Annotated in this window: 20 protein-coding genes and 1 pseudogene; 7 read left to right on the plus strand and 14 right to left on the minus strand. The window is 71.9% G+C overall.

Going from position 1 to position 23,397, the window contains the following annotated elements; translation table 11 throughout:
• A pseudogene (locus ACFV0O_RS35445) lies at positions 1 to 249 on the plus strand (glyoxalase); the annotation flags it as partial.
• A 134-nt stretch (positions 250 to 383) separates the two neighbouring features.
• Here the strand turns inward: ACFV0O_RS35445 and ACFV0O_RS35450 are convergent.
• The 4 genes from ACFV0O_RS35450 to ACFV0O_RS35465 all read right to left on the minus strand — a co-directional run bounded on the left by ACFV0O_RS35450 (position 384) and on the right by ACFV0O_RS35465 (position 7,659).
• The gene (locus ACFV0O_RS35450; protein WP_380348064.1) at positions 384 to 2,255 is read right to left on the minus strand and encodes a TnsA endonuclease N-terminal domain-containing protein; all 1,872 of its coding nucleotides are present in this window, start codon (positions 2,253 to 2,255) and stop codon (positions 384 to 386) included.
• Positions 2,256 to 2,442: 187 nt separating this feature from the next.
• Positions 2,443 to 3,486: an aminotransferase class I/II-fold pyridoxal phosphate-dependent enzyme gene (locus ACFV0O_RS35455; RefSeq protein ID WP_380348147.1), complete on the minus strand. Its 1,044-nt coding sequence runs from the start codon at positions 3,484 to 3,486 to the stop codon at positions 2,443 to 2,445.
• A gap of 26 nt (positions 3,487 to 3,512) precedes the next feature.
• Positions 3,513 to 4,853, minus strand: coding sequence for a radical SAM protein (locus ACFV0O_RS35460; RefSeq protein ID WP_380348066.1), 1,341 nt, complete (start codon positions 4,851 to 4,853; stop codon positions 3,513 to 3,515).
• 337 nt (positions 4,854 to 5,190) lie between these two features.
• Positions 5,191 to 7,659 (minus strand): BTAD domain-containing putative transcriptional regulator, encoded by a 2,469-nt coding sequence (locus ACFV0O_RS35465; RefSeq protein WP_380348068.1) that lies wholly within the window; start codon positions 7,657 to 7,659, stop codon positions 5,191 to 5,193.
• Between the two features lie 635 nt (positions 7,660 to 8,294).
• On the opposite strand from ACFV0O_RS35465, the gene ACFV0O_RS35470 reads away from it, so the two are divergent.
• On the plus strand, positions 8,295 to 8,636 hold the full coding sequence (locus ACFV0O_RS35470) for a hypothetical protein (protein WP_380348069.1): 342 nt from the start codon (positions 8,295 to 8,297) through the stop codon (positions 8,634 to 8,636).
• A 208-nt stretch (positions 8,637 to 8,844) separates the two neighbouring features.
• Here ACFV0O_RS35470 and ACFV0O_RS35475 read toward each other — a convergent pair whose 3' ends face one another.
• Complete coding sequence (locus tag ACFV0O_RS35475) at positions 8,845 to 10,059, minus strand: HEAT repeat domain-containing protein (protein WP_380348071.1); 1,215 nt, start codon at positions 10,057 to 10,059, stop codon at positions 8,845 to 8,847.
• Between the two features lie 466 nt (positions 10,060 to 10,525).
• Here ACFV0O_RS35475 and ACFV0O_RS35480 point away from each other — a divergent pair, with 466 nt between their 5' ends.
• Both ACFV0O_RS35480 and ACFV0O_RS35485 read left to right on the plus strand, forming a co-directional pair.
• On the plus strand, positions 10,526 to 10,957 hold the full coding sequence (locus ACFV0O_RS35480; RefSeq protein WP_380348073.1) for a hypothetical protein: 432 nt from the start codon (positions 10,526 to 10,528) through the stop codon (positions 10,955 to 10,957).
• Between the two features lie 18 nt (positions 10,958 to 10,975).
• Positions 10,976 to 11,584, plus strand: a complete 609-nt coding sequence (locus ACFV0O_RS35485; RefSeq protein ID WP_380348074.1) for a TetR/AcrR family transcriptional regulator — start codon at positions 10,976 to 10,978, stop codon at positions 11,582 to 11,584.
• Positions 11,585 to 11,856: 272 nt separating this feature from the next.
• Here the strand turns inward: ACFV0O_RS35485 and ACFV0O_RS35490 are convergent, their stop codons facing one another.
• Both ACFV0O_RS35490 and ACFV0O_RS35495 read right to left on the minus strand, forming a co-directional pair.
• Positions 11,857 to 12,363 carry an ArsR/SmtB family transcription factor gene (locus ACFV0O_RS35490; protein WP_380348075.1) on the minus strand — a complete coding sequence of 169 codons (507 nt, stop codon included), beginning with the start codon at positions 12,361 to 12,363 and terminating at the stop codon, positions 11,857 to 11,859.
• Between the two features lie 172 nt (positions 12,364 to 12,535).
• On the minus strand, positions 12,536 to 13,756 hold the full coding sequence (locus ACFV0O_RS35495) for a hypothetical protein (protein WP_380348077.1): 1,221 nt from the start codon (positions 13,754 to 13,756) through the stop codon (positions 12,536 to 12,538).
• Between the two features lie 435 nt (positions 13,757 to 14,191).
• Here ACFV0O_RS35495 and ACFV0O_RS35500 point away from each other — a divergent pair, with 435 nt between their 5' ends.
• Positions 14,192 to 14,677, plus strand: a complete 486-nt coding sequence (locus tag ACFV0O_RS35500) for a rhodanese-like domain-containing protein (RefSeq protein ID WP_380348079.1) — start codon at positions 14,192 to 14,194, stop codon at positions 14,675 to 14,677.
• Positions 14,671 to 15,165 carry a GNAT family N-acetyltransferase gene (locus ACFV0O_RS35505; RefSeq protein WP_380348081.1) on the plus strand — a complete coding sequence of 165 codons (495 nt, stop codon included), beginning with the start codon at positions 14,671 to 14,673 and terminating at the stop codon, positions 15,163 to 15,165. The genes ACFV0O_RS35500 and ACFV0O_RS35505 overlap by 7 nt, the downstream gene beginning before the upstream one ends.
• Before the next feature lie 134 nt (positions 15,166 to 15,299).
• On the opposite strand, the gene ACFV0O_RS35510 is transcribed toward ACFV0O_RS35505, so the two are convergent.
• Together ACFV0O_RS35510 and ACFV0O_RS35515 are read right to left on the minus strand one after the other, a co-directional pair.
• Positions 15,300 to 15,809 (minus strand): hypothetical protein, encoded by a 510-nt coding sequence (locus tag ACFV0O_RS35510; protein WP_380348083.1) that lies wholly within the window; start codon positions 15,807 to 15,809, stop codon positions 15,300 to 15,302.
• 87 nt (positions 15,810 to 15,896) lie between these two features.
• On the minus strand, positions 15,897 to 16,379 hold the full coding sequence (locus tag ACFV0O_RS35515) for a DUF6882 domain-containing protein (RefSeq protein ID WP_380348085.1): 483 nt from the start codon (positions 16,377 to 16,379) through the stop codon (positions 15,897 to 15,899).
• A 320-nt stretch (positions 16,380 to 16,699) separates the two neighbouring features.
• Here ACFV0O_RS35515 and ACFV0O_RS35520 point away from each other — a divergent pair, with 320 nt between their 5' ends.
• Positions 16,700 to 17,989, plus strand: coding sequence for an alpha/beta hydrolase family protein (locus tag ACFV0O_RS35520; RefSeq protein WP_380348086.1), 1,290 nt, complete (start codon positions 16,700 to 16,702; stop codon positions 17,987 to 17,989).
• A gap of 786 nt (positions 17,990 to 18,775) precedes the next feature.
• On the opposite strand, the gene ACFV0O_RS35525 is transcribed toward ACFV0O_RS35520, so the two are convergent.
• The 5 genes from ACFV0O_RS35525 to ACFV0O_RS35545 form a co-directional block, all read right to left on the minus strand.
• Positions 18,776 to 19,216 (minus strand): hypothetical protein, encoded by a 441-nt coding sequence (locus tag ACFV0O_RS35525; RefSeq protein ID WP_380348088.1) that lies wholly within the window; start codon positions 19,214 to 19,216, stop codon positions 18,776 to 18,778.
• Between the two features lie 624 nt (positions 19,217 to 19,840).
• Positions 19,841 to 20,542: a hypothetical protein gene (locus ACFV0O_RS35530; protein ID WP_380348089.1), complete on the minus strand. Its 702-nt coding sequence runs from the start codon at positions 20,540 to 20,542 to the stop codon at positions 19,841 to 19,843.
• A 443-nt stretch (positions 20,543 to 20,985) separates the two neighbouring features.
• Positions 20,986 to 21,600: an SMI1/KNR4 family protein gene (locus ACFV0O_RS35535; protein WP_380348091.1), complete on the minus strand. Its 615-nt coding sequence runs from the start codon at positions 21,598 to 21,600 to the stop codon at positions 20,986 to 20,988.
• Positions 21,601 to 21,668: 68 nt separating this feature from the next.
• Positions 21,669 to 21,824, minus strand: a complete 156-nt coding sequence (locus ACFV0O_RS35540) for a hypothetical protein (RefSeq protein WP_380348093.1) — start codon at positions 21,822 to 21,824, stop codon at positions 21,669 to 21,671.
• A gap of 214 nt (positions 21,825 to 22,038) precedes the next feature.
• The gene (locus ACFV0O_RS35545) at positions 22,039 to 22,710 is read right to left on the minus strand and encodes a hypothetical protein (RefSeq protein WP_380348095.1); all 672 of its coding nucleotides are present in this window, start codon (positions 22,708 to 22,710) and stop codon (positions 22,039 to 22,041) included.
• Positions 22,711 to 23,397: the final 687 nt, after the last annotated feature.

The following is a 23,397-nucleotide window of genomic DNA, read 5'->3' on the forward strand; positions in this document are numbered from 1 at the left end:
CGGGGCCTGACCGTGGCCCGGAGTTTCGGCGGCAAGTACACCGAGTTCGCCTCCGGCGGGCCCGGCGCCGTGAAGCTGGCGCTGTACAAGCGCCGTGCCCTGGCCAAGGAGGTGGGCGTCGCGGTCGACGGCAGCGGCTCGCACCGGATCGTCCTCGGCGGCACCGCGGGTTCGTTCGCGGACCCGGACGGGTTCGCCTGGGAGGCCGCGGTACCGGCCACCGCTGCCGGCCCGTCCGCCCGCTCCTGACCCGCCACCGACGGGGCGGGTGCGAGGGAGGGGTGTTCGTCGCGTCGGGCGTCCCGGAGGACGGACCCGCGGCCGGTTCGCGCCCGCGGCCGGTTCGTGCCCGCGGCCGAAGTGGGTCAGCGAACCGTCGCGGGTCAGCGGACCGTGCCGTTGCGGTACAGCGCCGTGCCGGGGCCGGGGACGGGGCCGGGAGCGGCGGCGTCGGGCTGCGGTGGTGACGCGTGGGGCGACGCCGCGCCGATGCTCAGCCGGAACGGCCGGGTGCGCCAGTCCCATCCCCGGCTCAGGACGAGGGCCGCGAAGTCCATCCAGTCGGGGCGTTGCCCGGCGGCGGACACGACCTGCGACCACCCCAACACCGTTCCGTCGGCCAGCAGCGGGCCGATGAGGTCGACGAGGCGGGGGTCGGGCCGGTGTTCCTCCAGCAGGGTGCGGGTGCGGTACCCGTCGGTGACCAGGAGGCCCCAGCCGCGTTCGCGGCACAGCTGCTCCAGGGCGTGGTGCTTGGCGCGATTGACGGCGGTGGCCATCTCGAAGAGCGCTTTGACCTCGATCAGGACGCAGCGTCCGTCGGTGGTGGCGACGAGCAGGTCGGGGAAGTAGGTGCGGGCGCGTCCGTCGAACTCGTAGCCGATGGCCAGTGGCTGTTCCTGGTAGTACGCGACCTGCGGGGCGAACGACAGCAGCTGGATCAGGTGGCGTTCGGGTTCCGACTCGTAGGCCACCGCGCGGCCGAGCTTGGGGCAGTGCCACGATCCGGAGCGGGGGTCGTCGTCCTCGGCCTCGCGCAGTGCGGTCAGTTCGCCGAGCGGTGGGGCGCCCCCGGGGGTGCCGAACCACGTGATCCGGTCCGCCAGACGCTGCCACCTGGCGGTGGCCCGCTCGACCCGTCCCTGGCGGGAGGCCTCGCGACGTTCCGCGTCCTGGCGCAGGGTGCGGATCGTCACGGCCTGCGCCGAGAGGCCGTCAGCCGGCACCTTGCGGACCCCGGCGAGGGTGGCAAGAAGGGTGACGGCCTGGCGCAGTGCCATGGCCGGGAGCAGGACCTGCGCCAGGTCGAGCAGCCGTTCGGCGCTGGAGGGCCCGTCGTCGTCCGGCGGCGCCTGATCGAGGTGCCCGAGTTCGGAGACGAGCGTGCGGAGCCTGCTGGTGGCGGGGGAGCCGGTGCGGGCCATCGCGCGTACGGCTCTGTTCTGCAGTTGGCGGATGCGTTCGCGGGAGAGGCCGAAGACTTCGGCGATCCGCTCCTGGGTCCGGGCGTTGTGGTCGGTCCGGGCGCCGTCGTCGCCCACGCCGAACCGGAGGCCCATGATCCGGCGGTCGCGCTCGCCGGGTATCTCGTCGACGGCAGCGGCCAGGAGTTCGCGCAGGAGCAGCGCGGTGTCGTCGTCCCGTTCGGCGATGGCGTTCCACGACGGTGCGAGCGTGGCGGCGCCCGGGCAGCGGCACTCCAGTACCCAGTCGCCCAGGAGGAGCTGCCCGGTCTCCTGCCAGAGGCGTCGTCCCGCGTCCCGACGCACGGCGGGATCCACGGCGGCGAGGGTGTCGACCGTCGTACGGGTGAGGAAGAGCGCCCGACGCTCGGTGCTGAGGGCGTGTCCGGTCAGCCGCTGCCACTCGGCGAGGACGTCGGCCGGGCCGGTTCCCGGGGGGAGGGAGACGGGGAGGGCATCGTCGCCGGGGTCGGGGTCGGGGTCGGAGCCGGGGGCCGGGGCGTCGGTGGGACCCGGGGTGTCGGCGGGGCCTCGGGCGGTGCTGCCGCTGTCGTGCGTAGCGGCGGACCTCACCCACTGCAGCAGCCGCTCGTCGGCGGCATCGCTGGTATCGGTGGCGTCGGCGAGTGGAACGTGACGGGCCAGGCGGGAACGGATCGCCCCGACGGTCCGGCCGTGCCGGTCGGCGAGTCCGTCGAGGCCGAGCCCCTGCCGGACGCCCTCCAGCAGCCGGACGTCCTCGGCCTCGGTCCACGGTCGGCCCGACCGCGGAGCAGGCGAATGAGCTTGCACAGTCCCCCCATGGCTTGTGACAACAGGGTGGAGTATGCCCGGGTCCGCGTCACGGGATGCGGAGGGGACCCCACCGGCGTCCGACCGCCGCCGCACGCACCGCCGCACAGAGAACCGGCGTTCAACGGGGGACGTCCGTACGGCGGCGGCGGCGGCGGCTGCTGCGGCTTGCGGCTGCGCAGACGCGTCACACGAGCCGGTCGGGGTGCGGCCGAAGCCGGGCGCCGGGGACGGTCCCGGCGGTGAGGCTGGTGAGGACGGAGCCGGACCAATCGCTCTCCCCGAACACGCCGACCGGCAGGGCGAGCACGCTGTGGTCGTGCAGGAGCGTCTCCGCCGGGATGTCAACCGGGAAGAAGTAGTTGCCTGGACACGTCCGGCTCGCCGTGGGGATCGCCCCGAGCACCTCGCCCGGCAGCCGTTCGAACAACTGCCGGGCCCGTACGGCCAGTTCGTCGACGACCTGCTGCGGCACGGCACTCTGTTCGGTCAGCAGGCGGTCGGCGAGCCTCAGTTGTGCCGGCGTCGGCGGATCCGCCCGGAATGCTTCGGCCAGTGCGGCGTGTTCGTCCTGGTCCGGACCGAGCAGGACCACGCCGAAGGTGCGTGGCCACAGCCACCCCTTGGTGACCGAATGCAGCAGCACGGTTCGACCGGTGCCCAGCAGCCGCCGGGTCCCGGCGGCGAACGGTGCTCCCAGGTCGTAGACGCTGTCGATCAGCAGGCGGCGGCGCGGTGATTCCTCCAGCCACGCCATCGCCGCGGCGCACTCGGCATCGGACAGGTACCGGCCGAGCGGCTTGCTGGGGTTGGCGAGCAGCAGGTACTCCGGCCGGTCCTGCGCAGGCGACCCCGGCAGGGCCGGCACCGGCAGCGTCGGGTAGGAGGAGGGTGCCAGGCCTGCCGCGCGGGCCAGTTCGAAGTACACCGGGTACACGTCGCTCGGCAACCACAATCGTGCTTGTACGGCGTGCAGCCACCGGAACACCACATCGAGTCCGTGCCGGACCCCTCGGCAGACCATGGCGCGGCGGGACCACTCCTCCGGCAGCTCGAACCTCCGCAGCCAGGCCCGGGCGAGATCGCACCGGTGCACCGTGCTCATGACGGTCGGCGGTTCCGGTCGGATCGGAGCGAGTGCCCGGTACAGGTTGGTTTCGGCGGCGTCCAGGAGCGACGGGGACGTGCCGAGCTGCCGCTGTCGGAAGTCCTGGAACTCGTCGAACCTCATGCCGTCGAACCTCATGCCGTCGAACCTCATGCCGTCGCACCTTCCGCCACGATCTCGCTGGCCCGGTCCTCCAGGGAGGCGTAGCAGCGTCCGTCGGCCAGGACGTTCCAGCTGCGCGCGATCCCGTTGGTGCGTTCCCAGAGCAGGCTGGGCTCGGTGTAGGCGGCGATCCGCATCGGCCGGCCGTTCCAGCTGCCCTGGTAGACCGGAGCGCCCCAGGGCAGGCGGCTCGCCGGTTCGAAGCCGTGCTGCTCGGCGAACCGGGTGACGACGGACAGCGAAACCTGGTGCTCCCGGCTCCAGACGTTGGCGGCGCGGTCGAAGTAGAGCGATTCGGTGCTGGTGGAGACGTACAGCTCCTTGAAGCAGACTTCCTCGACGCCGAGGTCCGCGGCCCACGAGAGGTAGTCGGCGACGCCGGCCGCATCGGCCACGCCGCCGCGCTGGAGGACGCAGATCAGTCTCGTCCGCAGGCCCGGCCAGCGGTCGCGGTCCGTGCGCCAGGTGTCGATCACCGAGCCCACCGGGGTGCGCAGCATCATCAGCCGCTCGCTGACGGCGTCGTCCTGATGGTGCCGGGAGAGCGCCAGCACGTTCAGGCCCGCGGCGCCCAGGGCGGCCAGCCGGTCGGCCCGGTCGGCGTGCTGTCCCTTCGCCAGGGTGTGCGCGTTGGTGATCAGGACGACCTTCGGGAACGCCGCCGAGCAGGCGGACACCAGCCGCAGCTGCTGGTCGAACGGTATGAGCGTGGGTTCCCCGCCGCCGGTGATCACCGCCCGCTCGGCCCCTGCCGCGCGGGCGCGCTCCAGCCAGTGGGCGACCGCGTCCCACGGGACCCGTGCCGGCGGCTGGTCGCTGGAGATCGACGCCGAGGAGAAGCAGAACGAGCACCGGGCCTGGCAGGCGGCGGCGACGGGTAGGACCGAGACCGAGCGCGGTCGCAGGTCGGCGTAGTGACGCCCGGCCGATCCGTGCAGGCGCAGGGAGCCCGCCATCGCGTCCTCGACGGTCGTCGGGCGCAGAGTGAACTCGTCGCCCACGTGGTCGAGTTCGTGGATCGCTGACAACCGGATGCGGGCCTCGTGCAGCTCCGCGCCGAGGCCGGTCCGCGTGTTGGGCACCAACGCGGCGGGGGCCACCGCGGTTTCCAGCACCAGCAGCCGGTCGCCCGGAATGGCCAGGCGGTCCAGCAGGCGTCGCGCCTTGGTGATGCCGATGCCCAACTCCGAACGGGTCAGCAGGTGGAACCGGTCGGGAAAGGTACTCTCCGGGATCCCCGCCTTACCGTAGGTGAACGCGTACTTGTCGAAGCCCTTCGCGAAGTTCGACAGCACGATGACGTGGAAGCGCTGGTCACTGCGGTTCATCCCGTCATCATATGAACGGACCTCGCGCTGGTCGTTCCTCCCCGGGAACCCTGCTCCGGCAGCACGGACTCGACGACCGTGACCTCCGTCTGCCAGGACGCCGATGGTCCGGGGCCGTGCCGTGTGTCGCCGAGGTCGACGTGTTCCCGTTCATGAGCCGATCGTCGGCCCACCGGTGCCACGCATCCATCCAGCCCGCCTATCGTGAACGGATCCGACGCGCTGAAGGGTCCTCATGATGCTTCCTGCCGGCTTCGACCCGCTCGACGTGCAGATCCTGCACGCGCTCCACCTCAGGGCCCGTCACTTCGTCGCGCCGGTTCCCTGAGCTTCGCTCTCAGTGTGGAAACAGCTCGATCTGCCCCATCTGGTTGTAGCCCACGGAGAGACTCGTCAGCTCGGACACCTGCGCGCTCTCATCGCCGAGTTGCTCGGACAGGACCAATGAGGCGTGCAGGTCCCGGAGTGCCTGCTCGGTGCGGAAGGCCAGGCCGTGGATGATGCCGATCCGCCGGAGCATCAAGGCCTGGCCGCGCAGGTCGTCGTTCTCCTCGGCGATCTGCAGGGCCAGGTGCAGGCAGGCGTCCGCTTCGCCGGTCCACCAGTACAGGTTCGCGTATCCGAGCAATCCGTGGGCGATCCGCCAGGCGAGGTCCGGGCGGCTGCAGTGCGCTGCCTGCCGGATCGCCTCCTTGATGTGCGCCAGCTCCTGAACGCACCACCGCAGGGCCTGCTCTCCGCTCGTGAAGACCGGCACCGGGGCCGGAGGATCCTCGTCCGCGAACGATGCGCAATGGACACCCGAATCCATTGCGCCGTTGGCGCTGCGCAGCGCTGCCGCGTACCAGACCATCAGGCGGACCCGGGCCGCGTCACGGGCCTCGGAGTCCTCCTCCGCCTCGGCGCGTTCGGCGGCGAACTCGCCCACCAGATCGTGGAACCGGTACCGCAGGGGGCCGGGGCTCTGCAGCAGGTGGGCGTCGACCAGCAGTTCGAGCAGGTCGGCGGTGATGTCGGCGGGACGACCGATGAGGGCGGCTGCGGACTCGACGCCGAAGACGACACCCGGCCGCAGCCCCAACAGCCGGAACGCCCGCGCCGCCTCGCCCTCCGCCGACTCCTCACCGTCGCCAAGGGCGAGATAGCTGGAGGCGAACGTCGCCCGCACACCCAGATGACCCGCCGAAAGCGCCCGCAGCCGCCCGTCACCCCCGTCCAGACGCTGCGCGAGTGTGCTCAGCGACCAGCCCGGCCTCGCGGTGAGACGGGCACCGGTGATCCGCAGCGCCAGCGGAAGCCCCGCGCAGGCTGCCAGCACCCGCAGGGCGCCGTCCGGATCCTCCCGTACCCGGCCGGACCCGCACAGCGCGGACAGGAGTGAGCGCTGCTCCTCGATGTCCATGGGGCCCAGGGTGCTCTGGACCGCTCCGGGCAGGTCGGCGAGCACCGTGCGGCTGGTGACGACCACCGCAGACGATCCGCTGCCGGGCAGCAGCGGCAGCACCTGGGCAGCGTCACGTGCGTTGTCGAGGAACAGCAGTACGCGACGGTCGGCAAGGACGGTCCGCAGCAGGGCGGCGCGGTCGTCGGTGTGTTCGGGAAGCGGCCGGCGCGGGGCATCGGTGTCGTCGGTGTGGCTGAGGTCGGTGAGGAAGCCGGCCAGAATGTCGTGCGGCTCGCGAGGCTCGCCGGATCCGAAGCCGCGCAGATCCACGTACAGCTGACCGTCGGGGAACAGGTTCCGCACCCGGTGGGCGGCGTGGACGGCGAGGGTCGTCTTGCCGACTCCCCCCATCCCGGCGACGACCAGGAGGGCGGGAGTGCCGCCGGCGGCGGCCGACGCCAGACGGTCGGTCAGGGCGTTCAACTCTTCTGTTCTGCCGGTGAAGTCGCACGTGTCGGCGGGAAGCTGGGCGGGAACCGGTCGTGTCCGCGCCGTCCGCGAGGGCACGGAGGAGTCGAGCGGTGCCGACTCGACCTCACCTGCGGCCGTGGCGTCGGCCCTGCTCCTCCCGGTGCCGACGGAGACGGGGTGGACGGACTCGGATCGCCAGAGGAGGTCGGCGTCGGCGCGGAGGACCTGTCGGTGTACGGCGCGTAGAGCCGGTCCGGGATCGACTCCGAGTTCCTCCCTCAGCAGGGTTCGGATGTCCTCGAAGGCGGCCAGGGCGTCTGCCTGGCGTCCGCTCCGGTAGAGCGCGGTGACCAACTGCACGTGGAACGCCTCATGCAGGGGGTGCCGAGCGGTCCAGCGGGTGAGTTCGAAGATCGCGCTCTGATGCCGTCCAAGACGCAGCTCTGCCTCGAAGTACCACTCGGTGGCCTGGAGCTGTGCCTCCTGCAAGGCGTGGACGTAGGGAAGCTCCTGTTCGGCGAGGGTCGGCAGGTCGTCGAGCGGTGAGCCGCGCCACAGGGCCAACGCGGCCGCGGTGTGCTCGCTGACGCCGAGCCAGTCGCCCCGGTCGCGGGAGGCGTCGGCGGCGGCAAGCCGGCCGGTGAAGTCCTCCGTGTCCAGTTCACTCTCGTCGATCCGCAGCAGGTATCCCGGCGGGACGGTGCGCACACGGTCCCCGCCGTCCGGTCCGAGGAAGAGGCGCAGCCGGGCGATCTGATTGTTCAGGGCGTGCACGGCGGTCGCCGGCGGCCGCTCCCCCCACAGGGCGCCCAGCAGCCGGTCACGTGAAACCGGCCGGTTCGGCTCCAGTAGCAGCGCTGCCAGCAGCGCCCGGCCCTTGGGCGAACGCAGTGTCAGGGCTGCGCCCGAGTCGTCCTGAATAGTGAGGTTGCCCAACAGACCAAATCGCACCGACGCCCCCGCGTGCTCCGGGGCGGCTCCGCAGGCCTCTCGCGAGGATCCTGCCAGACCGCCGACCAAGATCCATTATCCACACGTCACGGGCCGGCCGAAGGCGGAGGGCAGGTACGGGTCGAGCCCGAGCGGCCGGGTTCGGGCGTTCGGATGCAGAGCCGCCGCCGTCTTCGTCGGCGTGCGTAGCTGCGCTCCGTCCTCCGGGTACCGATCCGCTTGCCGCCACCGTCGTAGCGGTCCGAGCCGTCGTACTCGATCTCGCTGCAACTGCCGCGGGGGTCGCGGCTGTACGCGCTGTGCCCGCAACGCGACACAGCCCGGCCGGGCCCGGCGGGCCGGGGCACTCCGGCTGATCAGGCGAGACTTCAGTCGCACGGGCGCCGCCGACTCAGCCCTCACCCTCACCCTCACTCTCACGCCCGGCCCCGGGTGCCGCGTCGCGCGCCCGCAGTGCGGCCCGGGGTCGGCTTGGTCGGTGAGGCTCCTTGTACCCTCGGCGGAGCACCGGCACATCCTCCACACCCGGGCCGGACAGCGGGTGGGCGGGCGGGAACGGGTGTGGACGACGGAACGTCCGACGGTGTGCAGGGATTCGCGGAAGCAGACCGGGCGGGAAGAAACGGGGGCGGAACATGGCACGTTGGGCGCTGGTCGTCGAGGAGACGGTGGGCATGGGCCAGGATCGGATCTGGGGGAGCAAGGTGCTCGCCGAGGTCGAGGGAACCCGCCAGGAGGCGGTCGAGGAGCTGAAGCGGCTCGTCCCCTCCTACACCCCGCAGCACCCCTTCAACAGCCGGCGGCGGACGCTGCTCCGTGACGGCGACACCTACCTGCTCATCGCGCAGGGGAGCATGCGCGACTACCACTGCGTGTTCAAGGTGTGGGAGCTGCTGTGGGACAGCAAGCGGCCGGAGGTGCAGGCGGAACGGCTGGCCGAGCTGCCCGGGGAGGGGCCACTGACGGCGGACGGATGACGGCCGGGCGACCAGCGGATCACGGAGGCCCTGCACCCCTGACAGGCTGTCGCGCCGGCGGCGCTCCAGCGGCTGCGCCCGGCCCGGCGGCGGCGACGACCGCCCGCCCTCATGTCCGCATGACCCTGGCCCGTCCTGGACCGCCGACCCGGGCCCGGGGGGCTGTCGTACGGCGGGGTGCTCGCCCGGCGACCGCTGCTCCGGGGTGTCAGCCGTGACGGTGTCGGGCCACGTCGTAGAGCAGCCAGTAGTGGGGGGAATCCTCGGCGGCGGGCGGGAGTTCGTCCAGGATCTCGTCGCCTCGTGGATCGTCCCGTAGCGCGAGCCGTACGGCTGCCTCCACACGCACGTCCTCGTCCGGGTCGGTGAGACAGGCGGCGAGTGCGTCCGTGGCGCCCCGATCGTGCGTGGGGGCGGAGGCGAGGGCTCGGCACGCCTGCCTGCGTACCGCCGCGTCCTCGTCCGTCGTGCGTTCCACGGCTGCGGACAGGGCCTCGTCGTCACCCCGTTCGATCGGACGGTGCAGCCCCGACAGTGCCGTGTGCCGGACTCCGCTGTCGACGTGACGGGTGAGCGCGGTGAGCGGCTCCTCGCGACGCGGGTCCTGGCAGTCGGCCAGTCCCGCGGTGAGCGACCGGGCGACCCGGGGGTCCGGCTCGCTCGTCACCCAGGGCAGGAAGAGGTCGACGAGTGGTTCGTCGAACGGCGCATCGTCGCTCTCGTCGAAGAGGTTGATCAGGCGGATGACCTCCGCGCCGAAGTAGCGCTCCAGCGAGTCGGACCGGTCGCGCAGGGCAGCGGCCGCGTTCCAGGTGGTGGGGCCGTGACGTTCCGAGAGCGCGGAGGTCGTCGCCCACCACACCACGTGGTCGACGTCGGGCTCGGCCAGCGCACGGGAGAGCAGTTCCCGGAAGGACGTCGCGATGCCGTACGACCGCTCCAGCTCGGTGAGTATCGCGGCGTGCCCGGTTCTCACGGTCAGGCCGCCCAGGGACAGTTGCTCGCAGTTCCCGTCGTCGGACGAGACGGTTCTGCGATCGACCGGCCCCCGCCGGCCGGTTCTGCGACCGAACTCGGCCACGACGTCCGTCTCGTGCCAGTACCGGGCCAGTGCCAGGGCGTCGCGTCCTTCGGCGTCCTTGATCCACATGTGGGCGCCACGGCTGACGAGCATGTTCGTGATGTGGTAGGCGCCCAGCTCGATCGCGCGAAGCAGCGGGGTGCTGCCGACGGCGTCCGTACGGTCCGGACGCGCGGATGCTTCGAGGAGGGCCTCTGCCATCGGGAGATCGAAGGCGTTCACTGCCAGGCACAAGGCCGGGGTGCCGTGCTCGTCGGCACTGTCGGGGTCGGCGCCTGCTCGCAGCAACGCGTGCACCGCAGCTGCGTTCCCGCTCCGCACCGCGGCTATGAGTGGTTCCACCGTCCTGCCTTCCGTGCCGCTCGGCCAGCCCGTCGTGAACCAGGACGGGCCCGAGGAAGCGTAGCCGCCCCGCGATGAGGGCAGGTTGGCGCCACCGCCCGGGCGAAGAGACCCGCCGATGATCCTGAGCGCGGGCGAAACGGCCGCCCCGTGTCCCGGCCTCGCGGTGCCGAGCGCGGCGTGAGCGCCCCGGCCGCAGTGCGGCGGCAGGCCGTCCAGCGCTGCTGCCGGGAGCCGCCGTCCAGCTGTGCCCGCCGCTGTGGTCGGCGAATCCGCGGTCCGTTGCCACCGGGGCCAACTGCTGTCACCGGCCCCTGCTGACGGTGGCGCGGGGAGGTGGGGGAGGTGGGGGAGCGCTGCGAGTCAGTGGTCTGGGTGTGGACGACGATCCCCGCATGTATGCTTACCGCGTAAGCTTACGCTGTACTCAAACGCGACCGACCTTCACCCCGAAGGGGAATGCTCCATGCACACCATCGCCGTCACGATGCCGCTGATCTGGCTGGCCTGGCTGATGCTCACCGAGTGGGTGCCGATGTTCCCGCTCAACGACCTGAGAGGGGACAACCGCCGCGAGAGACTCGGCGACGCCGCCGTCAACTACCCGATCCCGCTGCTCATCGCCGGCGGCATAGCGCTGGACCACCAGGCTTCGCGGATCGCCGCCCTGGTGCTGTGCCTGCTGGTCCTGGTCGGTCACGTGACCAGCTGGTGGCTGCCCTACGCCGGGATCAGCACGGCGGCGCAGCGGGAGTCCTACGCCCGGGACTACGCCCGCACACTGAAGGTCCTGCCCGTGCAGGGGCACGCAGTGGTGCCCGACGTCCAGCACATGGTGGTCGGTGTCCTCACCCTGGCGATGACGGGCGGCACCCTGGCCGTCACCCTGGCCGGGTGACTCTGTCACGCTGAGGGCATGAACCAGGTATCACGACCCGGCCGGGGAGGCCGCCCCGCGCAGATCAGCGCCGAGCAGATCACCGCCGCGGCGATCGAGGTGCTCGACCGCGAGGGGCTGGAGGCGCTGACGATGCGCCGGATCGGCGCGCACCTCGGGGTGGCGGCGATGTCGCTCTACCGTCACCTCCCGGGCCGTGACGCCATCCTGTCCACGGTGGTCAACCACCTGTTCGCCACCGCGCTGGCCGATCTGGACGCCGGGCCGACCTGGACCGAGGCACTGACCGGATTCGCGGTCGCCTACCGCCGCATGCTGCTCGAACACCCGAACGCGGTGCCCCTGCTGGCCACCCACCCGGTCGACCCCGACACGGCCGTCCCGCTCCTGGCCGTGCTGCTGGAACGCTTCACCTCCGCCGGCGTCGACCAGGACGAGGCGCTGATCCGCATCCAGTCCGTCGGGGTCTACACGCTGGGCCACGCCCTGGCCCAGGTCGGAACACACCCGGGCGCCGACGACACCGACGGCGACGAGGACGGACAGGATCCTGACGCGCTCGCCTACTACCAGCGGTGGTTCGACACGGGCCTGCGGGCCCTGGTGACCGGCTTCGAACACTGCTGAACCCCCGCGCGGGGAGCCGGAACCGCGACGCCGCCGATGCGGCGACCGACCGGGCAGGCGCTCAACGCCCCGGACGACCCGGCGCGGCACCAGGGCACCATCTGCCACGCGACCACGCCGGTCGCGCCGCGGTTCACCGGCCGCCCCGGGCGCCCGCTCGGGGGCGGACCAGCAGACGGCACACCACCAGGCCGTGGCCGACCCGTCCTGGTGGTGCGCGCGGGCGTGTGCCGGGCAGCCGGCCCGCAACACGGTCTCCAGCAGACCGGCGCTCAGGCCCCGGCCTGCTGGTAGAGCGTCACCAGGAGGCCGTGCACCGGCTCGCCCTCCGGGTCCTCCTCCGTCTCGTCGACCAGCCCGGCCAGCGCCTCGGCGAGCCGCGCCGCCTTGGCCGGGCTGAGCCGGAGGTGGCGCAGCGCCAGGAGGTGGTCGGCGGGGGAGCGGTCCAACTCCTGCGCGACGGCGCCGAGTAGCGCGGCGGTGCCCTCGGCCTGCGGTTCGGCGACGAGGAGCCGCTCGGCGGCCCGCCGGTAGTACTTCTCGGTGCCGCCGCGTACCCGTCGCGTTCCCGCGTCCTGGACCAGCCCCGCCTCGCACAGCACCCTGAGGTGGTGGGAGACGCTGCCCTTGTTCACTCCCAGCTGCGCGGCGAGCCGGCTGATCGTCGACGGCCGGCTGCTCAGGGCGAAGAGCAGGCGTTGGCGCAGGGGGTGGGCGAGTGCGGTGTGCTGCCGGGCGGTGCTGATCCGCTGGACGTCTTCGTCTGGTTGGTGGCTCACCGGATCAAGCGTCAAGTGCGTTTGGCGCTCTGGCAAGTCGTCGGCCTGCTCCCTGCCATGACCTCCGCCACATCGGCACCTGCGTTGGACGCCGCTGCCGTTGCGTTGCCGTTGCCGTTGCCGTCGCCGTCGTCGAGTCGATCGCCGGCCTGGTCTGCGAGAACCACGTTCTTCAACGGCGCGCGATGGCGGCGAGCATCGGCCGCAGGACCTCGGCGGCGGGGGTGGCGGTGAGGTAGGCGGTGAGTTGCTCGTGGTGGCCGGGCGGGATCCCGCGGGTGAGGCCCGCTGCGAGCAGGGCGGCCACGTAGGCCTGTGCCGCGATCGGGTGCGGAAACCGCTGCCGCAGGTCTGCGCGCAGGCGGTCGGCCTCGGTGTGCCGCTTCTTGCGGTCGGCCGTGAGGAGGTCGGCGGCCAGTCGCACCGCGGGCAGTGCTGCGGCCAGCCGGAGCTGTTGCTCCGGGCCCGTGGTGCCGGTGCTGAGGAAGTGCGTCAGATGCGGGCCGAAGCGCCCGGCCCGCTTACGTAACTCCCTTGCGGCCACGGGGAGGTCAGGGCAGGGGTTGCCGGGATTGCACCATCCCAGCCGGGCCTGGTCCTGCCAGAACCGCGGCGGATCCTCGAACCACGCCCAACGCAGGACGGGGGCGAGCCCGGTCACCGGTAGCCCGCTGGTCCGGAAGATTTGCGCCGGGCGGACGGTGAACTCGGCGCCGTCGTCGGCGCGGAAGACCAGGACGAGCTGCCAGGTGCAGCAGGTGCGGCGGATCTGCGCGGTGATGATGAAGCGTTGGGACTCGTCCGGGGCCAGCCGCACGTGGGTGCGGTCGAGGAACGGGCGGGCACCGACACGTCGGCGGGTGAGCTCGTCCACCTCCCAGAGCGCCGGACGTTCCTGCTCGAGGTCGAGTTCCAGCTCGGGTACGCCGCTGACGCCTTGCGGGAGCCGGGAGACCAGTGCCCCGGTGAGCGCCTCGGCCCGGTCGACGACCTGTGCCCGCAGGTCGCGCAGCGTGAGGTGGGTGTCCGAGCGGTTGGTCACGGTGACGGACAGCTCGGTGGTCGCGAAGTCCACGCCGCCGTGCCCGCGTGCCCAGTCGGCCACGTCCTCCTCGCCCGGGCGCTGTCCCGGCAACAGGATCGGCGGGTCGTCCAGCGCCGCGCACGCGGGGATCACCAGCCACTGGCCCGGCTCGAAGTACTCGATCAGGACGTCCACCGTCTCGGCGCCCGCAGGCCGCACCGGCCGTGCGGCCGAGTGCACGTGCACTCCGCCGTGCACGGTTCCGGTCTGCAGCACCGGGCCGTTGACGGTGGCCCGGTCGGTGACGAGGTTCTCCACGAAGGTCTCCACGGAGGAGGTCGGCGGCGGGTCCGGGGCATCCTGCGGCATGGCCCCCATGGTCGCAGGCAGGGGCGTGCCACGAGGAGCCTTGCCCGAACTCCCTCCGCTCCGGGGTGGTTCACCGTAGGATCCGCCCCACCGACGGTCCGCCACCGGCCGCGGCACGGCAGCGCGGGCGAGCACTGCCCTGGGCCGGGGGGCGCCATCCGGATCGAGAGACCGCCCTCTTCCGCGGCCGCCGGACGGTGCCACCGTTCCGGGGGTCCTTGGTCGGGCACCACCGGGCGAGGCCGGTCCTCGTCCGGTGGAGCCGGGCCGGGTGGCGGATCCTTCGGACGGCTGGCGGGATCTTGGCGGTCTTGGGCGTTTACGCCACTCGTGGCGTGGGGGTCGGCGGCCGGAGGATGGAGTCATCGCCGGACCGGGAAGCCCGGGCTCGGCCGACCGTCCCCCATCCTGACCAGCAAGAACAAGAGGCGCCCCATGACTGCCACCGTTTCCGCCGAGATCTCCGGCGCTGTGCTGAGTGTGCCCGCCGCCGTCCCGGCCGAGGCCGCCGCACACTTCGCTGCCCGTCTGGCGTTCGAGGCGGATGTGTCGGATGTCCACGCCGATCTGGCGTCCGGTGTGTCGGGTGTCGTGGTGGTGGACACCCGTAGCGAGGTCGCGTGGGACCAGGGCCGTATCCCCGGTGCCGTACACATCCCGACCGCGCGGATCGCGGAGCTGGCGCCGGGGTTGATCGACCCGGCCTTGACGGTGGTGACGTACTGCTGGGGTCCCGGCTGCAACGGGGCGACCCGCGCGGCGCTGGCTTTCGCCCGGCTCGGGTACCGGGTGAAGGAGATGCTGGGCGGCTTCGAGTACTGGGTGCGCGAGGGCTTCGCCTACGACTGCGCCACCGGCACCGAGCAGCGTCCCGTCGACGACCTGACCGCCCCGCGTTCGGGCATCTCCTGCGCATGCTGAGCGACACCGTGCGGCCGGGCGGCGCGATCCGCCCGGCCACCGCGGCCGACCTGCCCGCGATCGCCCGCCTGTGCGCGGCCCACGCCGAGTTCGAACGCGCGGGGCCGGTGCCCGCCGACCTCGCCGCCCGCCTGGCGCCGGTGCTGTTCCCGGCAGGGGCGGCAGATCCGCGAGCGTGGTGCCTGGTGGCCGACCGGGGCGGTGAACCGGTCGGCTACGCCACCTTCGCCCGGGAGTTCTCCACCTGGCAGGCGGCCGAATTCGTCCATCTGGACTGCCTGTTCGTCTCCGAGCGGCATCGGGGGGAGGGCTGGGGGCGGGCCCTGCTGGACGCCGTGAAGGACGCGGCGGCGGCCCTCGGTGCCGAGCAGGTGCAGTGGCAGACACCCGACTGGAACACCGACGCGATCCGCTTCTACCGGCGGGCGGGGGCCCGGGCCCGGGCCAAGGTCCGGTTCGCACTGCCCGTCCGCCCGGCAGCGTCCTGACCCGAACGCCTGTGGTGGTCACACCGCCGGGCCGTGGCCGCCCGGAGTGTGCCCGGTCGTGGCCTCGGGGCGGGCCGGAGCCCGGGGGTGGGGTCCCGGTCCGCCGTCGTGTCCGGGTCCGGGCCGCCGGCGAGTCACGGTCCTTCGGGGCAGAGGTGGGTGTGGTCGGTCGCGTGGGCGCTGTACAGCGTCGGACGGTCCGGATCGTCGTCGGTGGTGAAGATGAAGTCGACTGTCACGCCGGGGAGTTCGGCAATGGTGCTCCGCATGGTGAACTGCGGGAGGGAGTGTGCCTCGTGGTGCCGTTCCCAGTGCACGCCGGCGGCGGCGAAGGCGGCGGCCAGGTCCGGGAAGCCGGGTGGGCCCGGGAAGTCGCGGTACGTTCCGGGCTCGTCGGCGGGGAGGGTGACGGTGTCGTACCACGTGCGGACGGAGACCTTGTTGACGATCAGGCACCGGCAGACGTCGGCCGATATGCACCCGTACTGGAACCACTGCGGCCACGGCAGGTGATCGGCTTGGCGGCCCGACTGCTGGGGCTCTCCGAGAGCGGCGACCGGGAACGCCCCGAGCGGCCGCAGGCCCCCGAGGTCCGCGGTCGCGCCGAATCGGGTCAGAGCGTCCAGCAAGCCCATCGTCTCCATGCGTTCATGATGTCACCGGGGCATGGCGCGGACCTCCGGCGGAGGCGGAAAGGCGTTCCCGGTAGGGTGCTTGGGCACCCATCGCCGTCATGCAGCGGTGAGCGTCAAGTCATGCACCAGGAAGTGGAGTTGCAGGTCGTCGGTGGACTCCGCCCACAGCCCCTCGGCGTCGAGCACGGATGCTGCGACCATCCGGGCCTCGGCGACGAGTTCGGGGTGGTGGTCGAAGCCCGGCCACGGCAGGACGGGGTAGCCGTTCTCCTCACCGAACTGCCGGACCTGCTCGATGTCGCCCAGGACTGCGGGCGGAAGCGACTCGTTCGCCCATGACCACAGCCAGGACTGCCGGGGGACGCTGACGCTGCCGATCAGCGTGAGTCGGCCGGTGAGGAACACCGTCCCGGAGCGCGACCACGTGATCTGCGCGTCGTCCATCGACCACTGGTACTGCACGTCGCCCGACAGTCCGAAGCGTTCGACCATGAGAGCCTGCCGACTGCGGGCACGTTCGCGGGCCGCGCGTACGACCCCCTCCCAACCGGAGTGGTCATGCTTCGAGTGGTCGTCCACTATGTCTCCTTGCACCGGAATGATCGGCAAGATCCTCCCATCCGGCCTGGTGGCCCACTGCAGCGGGCCCGATCAGGCGCCGTCATGACGGGCGGTCTGCCCCCTCCGGCAGTGGAGGGGCCGGCCGTCGGGACCGTCGACGACGTGGGCCGGAAGCAACGGGTCAGGCTGCGGTGCAGAGGTACCTGGAGCGCCGGACGCCGTCATACCGGGGTACTACAGCGGGACTTGGCACCCCGGTATGACGGTTTCCGCCCCTCCCCGCCCGTACCGTCGCCCCTGTCCGAGGCGGACACGGAACCGAACGAGGGGGAACGGCGATGAACAGGCGAGGACGGGCCGTGGCGGCGGCACTGCTGGCGGCGACGGCGACACTGGGCGTGATCGGCGCACCGGGCGCGGCGGTGGCGGCGGTGGCGGCGCCGGGACGGGGCACCGAGCAGCAGGCCAGGGCCTGGCTGCCGCAGCCCACCGGTCCGTACCCGATCGGCACGACGTCTCTGCAGCTCACGGACGACCACCGGGACGACCCCTGGAAACCCGGACAGCACCGCACGCTGATGATCAGCCTCTGGTACCCGACCACCCGGCCCGCCACCGGCGACGACCGCGCGCCGTACATGCTCCCCGCCGCCGCCGACCACTTCGGCAGCGCCGACGGCGTCACCCAGGGCGACAACCACGTCGAGCCCGGCCGCACCGACTGGGCAGGCATCCGCACCCACGCCCGCCCCGACGCGCCCGCCCGGCCCGGCGGCAAACGACCCGTCGTGCTGTACTCGGCGGGCTTCGGCGACCCGCGCACCTGGGGCACCGCCCTGGTGGAGGACCTCGCCTCGCGCGGCTACGTCGTCGTCACCGTCGACCACACCTACGACGCCTCCGAGGTCGCCTTCCCCGACGGGGACCTCGCCACCTCCGTCCTGCCCGCGCTGTTCGCCCAGCCCGGCCTCGACACGGGCGCCTTCCTGCGCAAGATCCTGCAGGCCCGGGTCGACGACACCCGCTTCGTCCTGGACCGGCTCGCCGGACTGCGCCAGGACGCGCAGCTGCCGGCCGGCGTCGCCGCCTCCCTCGACCTCGACCGGATCGGCATGGTCGGCCACTCCGGGGGCGGTTCCACGGCCCTGCAGACCATGCACGACGATCCGCGCCTCAAGGCCGGCGTCAACCTCGACGGCCAGCTGCACTTCCCCGGTCCGGACGGCACCGACGCCCACCCGTCCCTGCCCACCGTCGCCGAGGACGGCCTGACCCGGCCCTTCCTGCTCATGGGCACCCAGGAGTCCGACTCCGGCAGCTACCACCGGCAGCCCGGCTGGGCCGCCCTGTGGCAGCACAGCACCGGCTGGCACGCCGACATGACCCTCACCGGCTCCCGGCACGGGTCGTACACCGACGCGCAGTCCCTGCTCCCGCAGCTGGCCCGGCAGGGCGCGATCAGCCCGGAGAAGCTGGCCGAGGACGTCGGCGACGTCCGACCCGACCGCGCCGAGCAGGCCACCCGCAGCTACGTCGCCTCCTTCTTCGACCGCTGGCTGCGCGGCCAGGACAACCACCTCCTGGACGGCCCGTCGACGCGCTTCCCCGAGATGGTCTACGAGCGGTAGAGCAGCCGTACGAAACCGGAGCCGTCAGCCCGCGCACCCGCCCGGCCCGCACCAGGGCGGGCGCGGTGCGCACCTGCTCCACCGACTCGCGCAGCGTGCCGGTCAGCCGCCGCGCCTCGGCCTCGCCGACCGGGACGGCCCGCTCCACGTGCCGCCGCTCCCTTCCCCCACCCGCCGGCCGCCGCCCGAACCCGGCACCCGCCCGTGTCATACCTGGAGGGGCTGTGTCATCGACCGGCCATCTCCCCAGGCGGGAGCGGTCCACAGCCAAGGCAGTGCCATGTGACTCCAAGGGATAGTTCGCGAGCCAGCACTCTACGACCAGGGTTACGACTTGTGGTCTGCGAGCCGTTCGAGCGTTACTTTGTGAGGCGACGCCCAGGGACGGTGACCATCGGTGACGAATCGGGCTGTCGGCAGGTCGCAAGCAGGGCGGAGCCGATCGCCCCACCCGAACCCGCAGCGGGTGCCGGCCAGGGTGCGAACACCCCGGCCGACGTACTGGCCGAGCGGCTGACCGGGATCAGCCGCCGGCAGCACGAGCACCGCGCCCGCACCGCCGAACGTCTGACCGCCGTCCTGGACAGTGGGCTGCTGACGGAAGAGCCGGCCGCACCGCCGAGTCCCTGGCCGGCATGCGCCGCGCCGCCGACGCGGGCGGCCGGCTTGCCTCGCGGGCGCGGCGCGGCGTCGACAGGCCCGTCGTCGGCTGGGACAGGCAAGCGGCCGGTCAGGTAACGCCGATGCCGATCCGGTTGCAGTCGCATCGCCGTGTTGGCAGCGCGGTCAGAAACCGCAGTTCCCCCACGCGCCGCTCCCGTTCCCGCCATCGGAGAAGGTGTGCCAGTTCCCCCGCATGCGCCAGTCGTTGCACAACGCGGTCGACCCGTGGTTGATCTCAAGAACCGGCGTGAACTTCTTGGGCGCCCCGTAGTTGTCGATGGGGACAGGCTGCGAGGTCCACCAGCCCGAGTTCGCGTTGCTGTAGGCCCGGTCGTACCTCCAGCCGGAGCCGTCGGCGTACGGGTGCTCGTCGTCCAGGCGGATGTACCCCACCTTGTTGCTCAGGTCCACCACGCTCCCGTTCTGGTTCCAGTGGAACTCGGCGTACACCTGGCGGCAGTCGGTGTAGTAGCCCAGGTACAGCGTCCCCAGCCGGCGCGGGGCAGGCGTCCACGGGTCGGACCACGCCCCCTTGTCGTAGATGTCCGTGGGGTTGTCCGCCACTATGCGATTGGAACAGCTGGCGGCCTGTGCCGGGACGGCCGTGACCGCGCCGGCTGCGGCGATTGCCGCGACGGCCGCGGCCAGTCGACGCAGCGACGGACGGGCGGTCTTGACTTGACGCGCACACATAGAAGCGCCTTCCACTGTTTCCCCGTCCCCGGTAGCCGAAGCACTGCCGGCCGTGGCTGCGGTCGCCCCCCGGGTCACCACGACTGCCGTTGCAGCCTTGACGATTCCGCGCATCACGCAAGATCCTTCCCCGTGTCGGTGAACAGCGGCTGCGCCAACGGTTGGAGAGCCTAGGGTCCGATCCTGGCGGGGAGACAGGCCATTTTCGGCCCACAGGTCCAGCCCACTCCAGACCACGGCGGGAGTGCGGTTCGGGGCCCGGACCAGATCCGTAGCGGGATGCCGGCGCCGGTATCGAAGCGATCGTCGGCACGAACAAGCCGCCTCAGCACTGCCAGTAAGTCCTTCGGGGGTTGATCACGCGGCGAGGCGGAACGAGGACTCTTCCTGCGCCCGAATCGAGCAGGCCGGCCGTCGAGCCGTTCGGCGCGCTTCATCTCTTCGCGGGCATACCGGGTGACGCGCTCGGACGCCTCCTGGCGGTTCTCCGAAGGGTCAGGACGTGCCGGTGGTCGAGAGGGCACCCACGACGAACTTGTGCGTCTGTGCGGCTGCTTCGTCGATCGGTACGTGCTTGCCGTCCGGCGGGAAGAAGTCGACGACGCCGATCGCTCCGTAATTTGCCCAGAAGCAGGTCGTCATGGGGAAGGTGTCGCTGACGTTCTGCTGGCACTTCACCACCAAGTCTTTGGTGGTGGAGTACTTGGGCTCGCCCACCGGGTTCCGGCCGTATCCCTTCTCCAGGTCCATGGTGTGGGAGAAGACCTTGTCCAGCGAGGCGGCGGGGTCCGCGACCTTTTCATACAAAGTCGTCCGGGTGGTGAGGTTCGGCGCGGTCGCCCGCATCCCGCCCTTGCTGAGGGTGATGCGCGTCGCGCCGAAGCAGGAGACCGTGTCTTCCCTGGAGTCCTGCTTGATTTGCGGCAGGTCGTCCTCACCGGCGACCGACATGTCCAAGTCGCTGCCGAAGTGGAATCCTCCATCGCCCCTGTCGCAGGTCATGCCGTCCAGTGCAGGCACGCCGATTGCCTTGTACCGTGCTCCGGTGTCGGCAGCAAGCTTCTCCACCTTCGGCAGAGCGTCCTTCTCGTCGCCACCGTCGGATCCGCAGCCTGTGGCGAGCACGCCAACGGCTATGGCGGCGGCCGGAATCCCCCACTTGTTCCTCATTGCCGATCTCCCCTGGTCAGTGATCACCAAGGGATCCTATGGGACGCTCGGGATGTCACTGTGCGGTCGGTTCAGGGCGCGGTGGCGCTGTTGCCGCCGCTCCGTTTCCCTTAGCCGACCGCACAGTGCCACTCGCCGGCACCCCCGAAGACGCCCCCGACTACGCCTGCCGGCACTACCTCACCACTCCCGACATCTGACCAGATGCCCCCACGACGAGGGCCCCGGAGCAACCCCCGAAGGACTTCCGGAGCCGACCACTCAGCGTGACTCGACCGGTGCCCGGACCGCCGCTCGCAAACTACAGCTCGCATTCGCAATCTATCGATCGCAGTCACATGTCATACCGGTGCCCGGCCCGCCGGCCACTGGTGAGTTCCGCCCCGGCGCCTGGGGCGTTCCGCCTCGCCGAAACTCCCCGCCCACCGCAGACATCGCACGTGGTCAAGCGCCAAGCGGGATGGGTCTGATCAGCGGCTGGGAGTGGTGGATTGCCAGGTGAGATCGAGTGCGCCGTCGATTGTGGCGGTGCTGGGTTCCTGGGAGCCGCCGAGGGCTGCGTGGCCCAGCAGCGCGGGCGTGCCAGCCTCCAGCGCGTGGGCGATGTCTTGGAGCATTGAGGTGACCGAGGCCCACTGGGGGACGTCCAGGGTCCAGGTCTCGTGGTCCCAGAGGAGTACCGTGCCGTGGGTGTCACCGGGGCGCATGTCGACGACCAGCCCGTCGCCGCCGGGGCTCAGCGCAATCGGCATGAACTCACGCATATAGCGCGTCTCGGGCCGGCCGTTCTCGTCGAACGAGTCGCCTTCCTGCTCGGCGACCAGGAGCCAGATCTCGTGGGTCTCCAGGGCCTCGTCCAGCGAGACCGGGGCGAACGCCTCCGGAATCCAGTGGCTCGCGGTGACGTCGGGCAGCAGCCACCAGGCCCGCAGGTCGGCGGGCAGGGGCAGGCCGAGATCTGCCTCGAACGCGTCCAGGCGGGCGGCATCCGACGCTGGCCTCGCCGGGCCTCGCCGGGTGTGCGCAGTGAGCCAGGCGCCGACGCGGCTCCAGGAGGTCGGGACGTCGTGATCAGCCGTTGTCATGGCGGGCAGTCTGCCTCACCGGGGTGTCAACGGCCGAAGCTGTGCAGCACTCTCAGCAGAGCAACTGGTCAGGCCGCGATCGCGGTGAGAGCCGGTGCGGGGAAGGCGGCCGGTGCGACCCCGCCGATCACGGACGGCGCCGGGCCGCCCGCCACCACGCCCACCGTCAGCCGGGCCCGTCCGTGCGGGAGCACCGGCCACCCCGGCGCCGCGCAACGTGACATCAAGGCCCCCTGTTCCGCCAACGCACGTGGCCGATTCCACTCGCCCACGCGCCGGGACATCACCTGCGTGGAACACGGTGAGTGCGGCAACGAGCGGGACCATCGGGCGCAACGGGATCAAGCCGGCTCCTGCGGAAACGGCCTCCCTGGTCCGCCGGACCATCCCGCCCTTCGGCTCCACCGCCGGCTGAGGCACGATCCCTCGGTCGGGTCGTCAGTGGTGCGACCAGTACGGGTCGTCGGTGGTCGGGGGCACCACGTTCAGCTGGTGCCAGTAGTTGTCCAGCCGTTGGCCGGGCTGGGAGGGGTTCATGCCGTACACCTCGGTGCCCGCGAAGTGGACTCCGCTCATGGAGGCCTGGAGACTCACCCTGGAGGTGTCCATCTCCAGGGTGAGGAAGACGCCGTCGGGTGAGGTCGCGGAGATCTGGCGTTCGTCGGTGGGGAACGGGTCGGTGTCGGTGCCGATGTAGTTCCGGAACTTGCCGACGGTGTAGCCGTGTGCCGTCCAGTACCGGGCGAGCTGGTCGGCGAGGGCCTCGTACTTCGACCGGTCGACCCGGGTCTGGACCGACCACATGCGGTCGACGGTGGAGGTCGGCGTCGGCTCGCCGTCCCAGTGGTCCGGGTCGCGGACCACGTAGTACCAGCCGTCGGAGTGCGCGACCTGCGGGGTGATGGCACCCACGGAGCCTTCGAGGGCGCTCTGGATGCTGTCCCGGGCCTTCCCGGCGTCCGTCCCGGGATCGTCGTGCCTGGCGACCGGGCCGTGACCGTGGTTGAACAGCCACGCCCCGACCGTGACCGTGCCGATCAGGAGGATGGGAAGCAGCGTGCCGAGAACGACCGGCCACCTGCGGGCCGTGGTGCGGTCACTGGTCTGCATCTGCATCGTCCCCCGTGCTTGCGATCTGCCTGCGGTCTTGATCACGACGCTACCGGCGTGCAGTGCCGCAGACCTGAGCACGGGTACTCAGATGTGGGCTCAGCCGGGAGTCGACGACAGCGGCCCTTGTCGCACCCCACTGCCAACGCGGCTCGGCACCTGTCCCCACGGCCCCACCCGGGGGCACCCGGACCCACCCGCGGGCCGCTGCGCCCGCTGGCGCCGCCGACCCCGGCGGTGCGAACGGCGGACGGCCGACGGCGCCGTCCGAGTCGTCCTCGTGCACGGCTGCCCGCAGGGGCGGAGTCCGCCCCTGGGGCCGGTGGACGTCCCCGATGAGGGTGAACGCCGTTTCCCTGAGCGGCCGGGTTGAGCCGGCCCCATCCTGGCCGGCCTGCGTTGAACGGGCCCGCAACCGGCCGGGCCCGCAACCGGCTGGGCACCACCGACGGGACGCTCGAACGCGCCTGCGGGCTCGGGACCACCGACACGCTCGCGCGGGCGTTCCGCCGCCCGCTCGGCATGACGCCCACGGAGTACCGGCGCCGGTCCCGGACCGTCCCGTCCACTCCCGGGGGTGAACGGACGACGGACGCGGGCGGGGGGCAGGCGCCCGCCGGCGGGGAGGGGGCGGACCCCACGCCGCCCGAGGCGGGCCCCCCCGCCGGCGGCGGGGCTCCGCCCGCG

Source organism: Kitasatospora sp. NPDC059577 (assembly GCF_042735475.1).
GTDB lineage: Bacteria > Actinomycetota > Actinomycetes > Streptomycetales > Streptomycetaceae > Kitasatospora.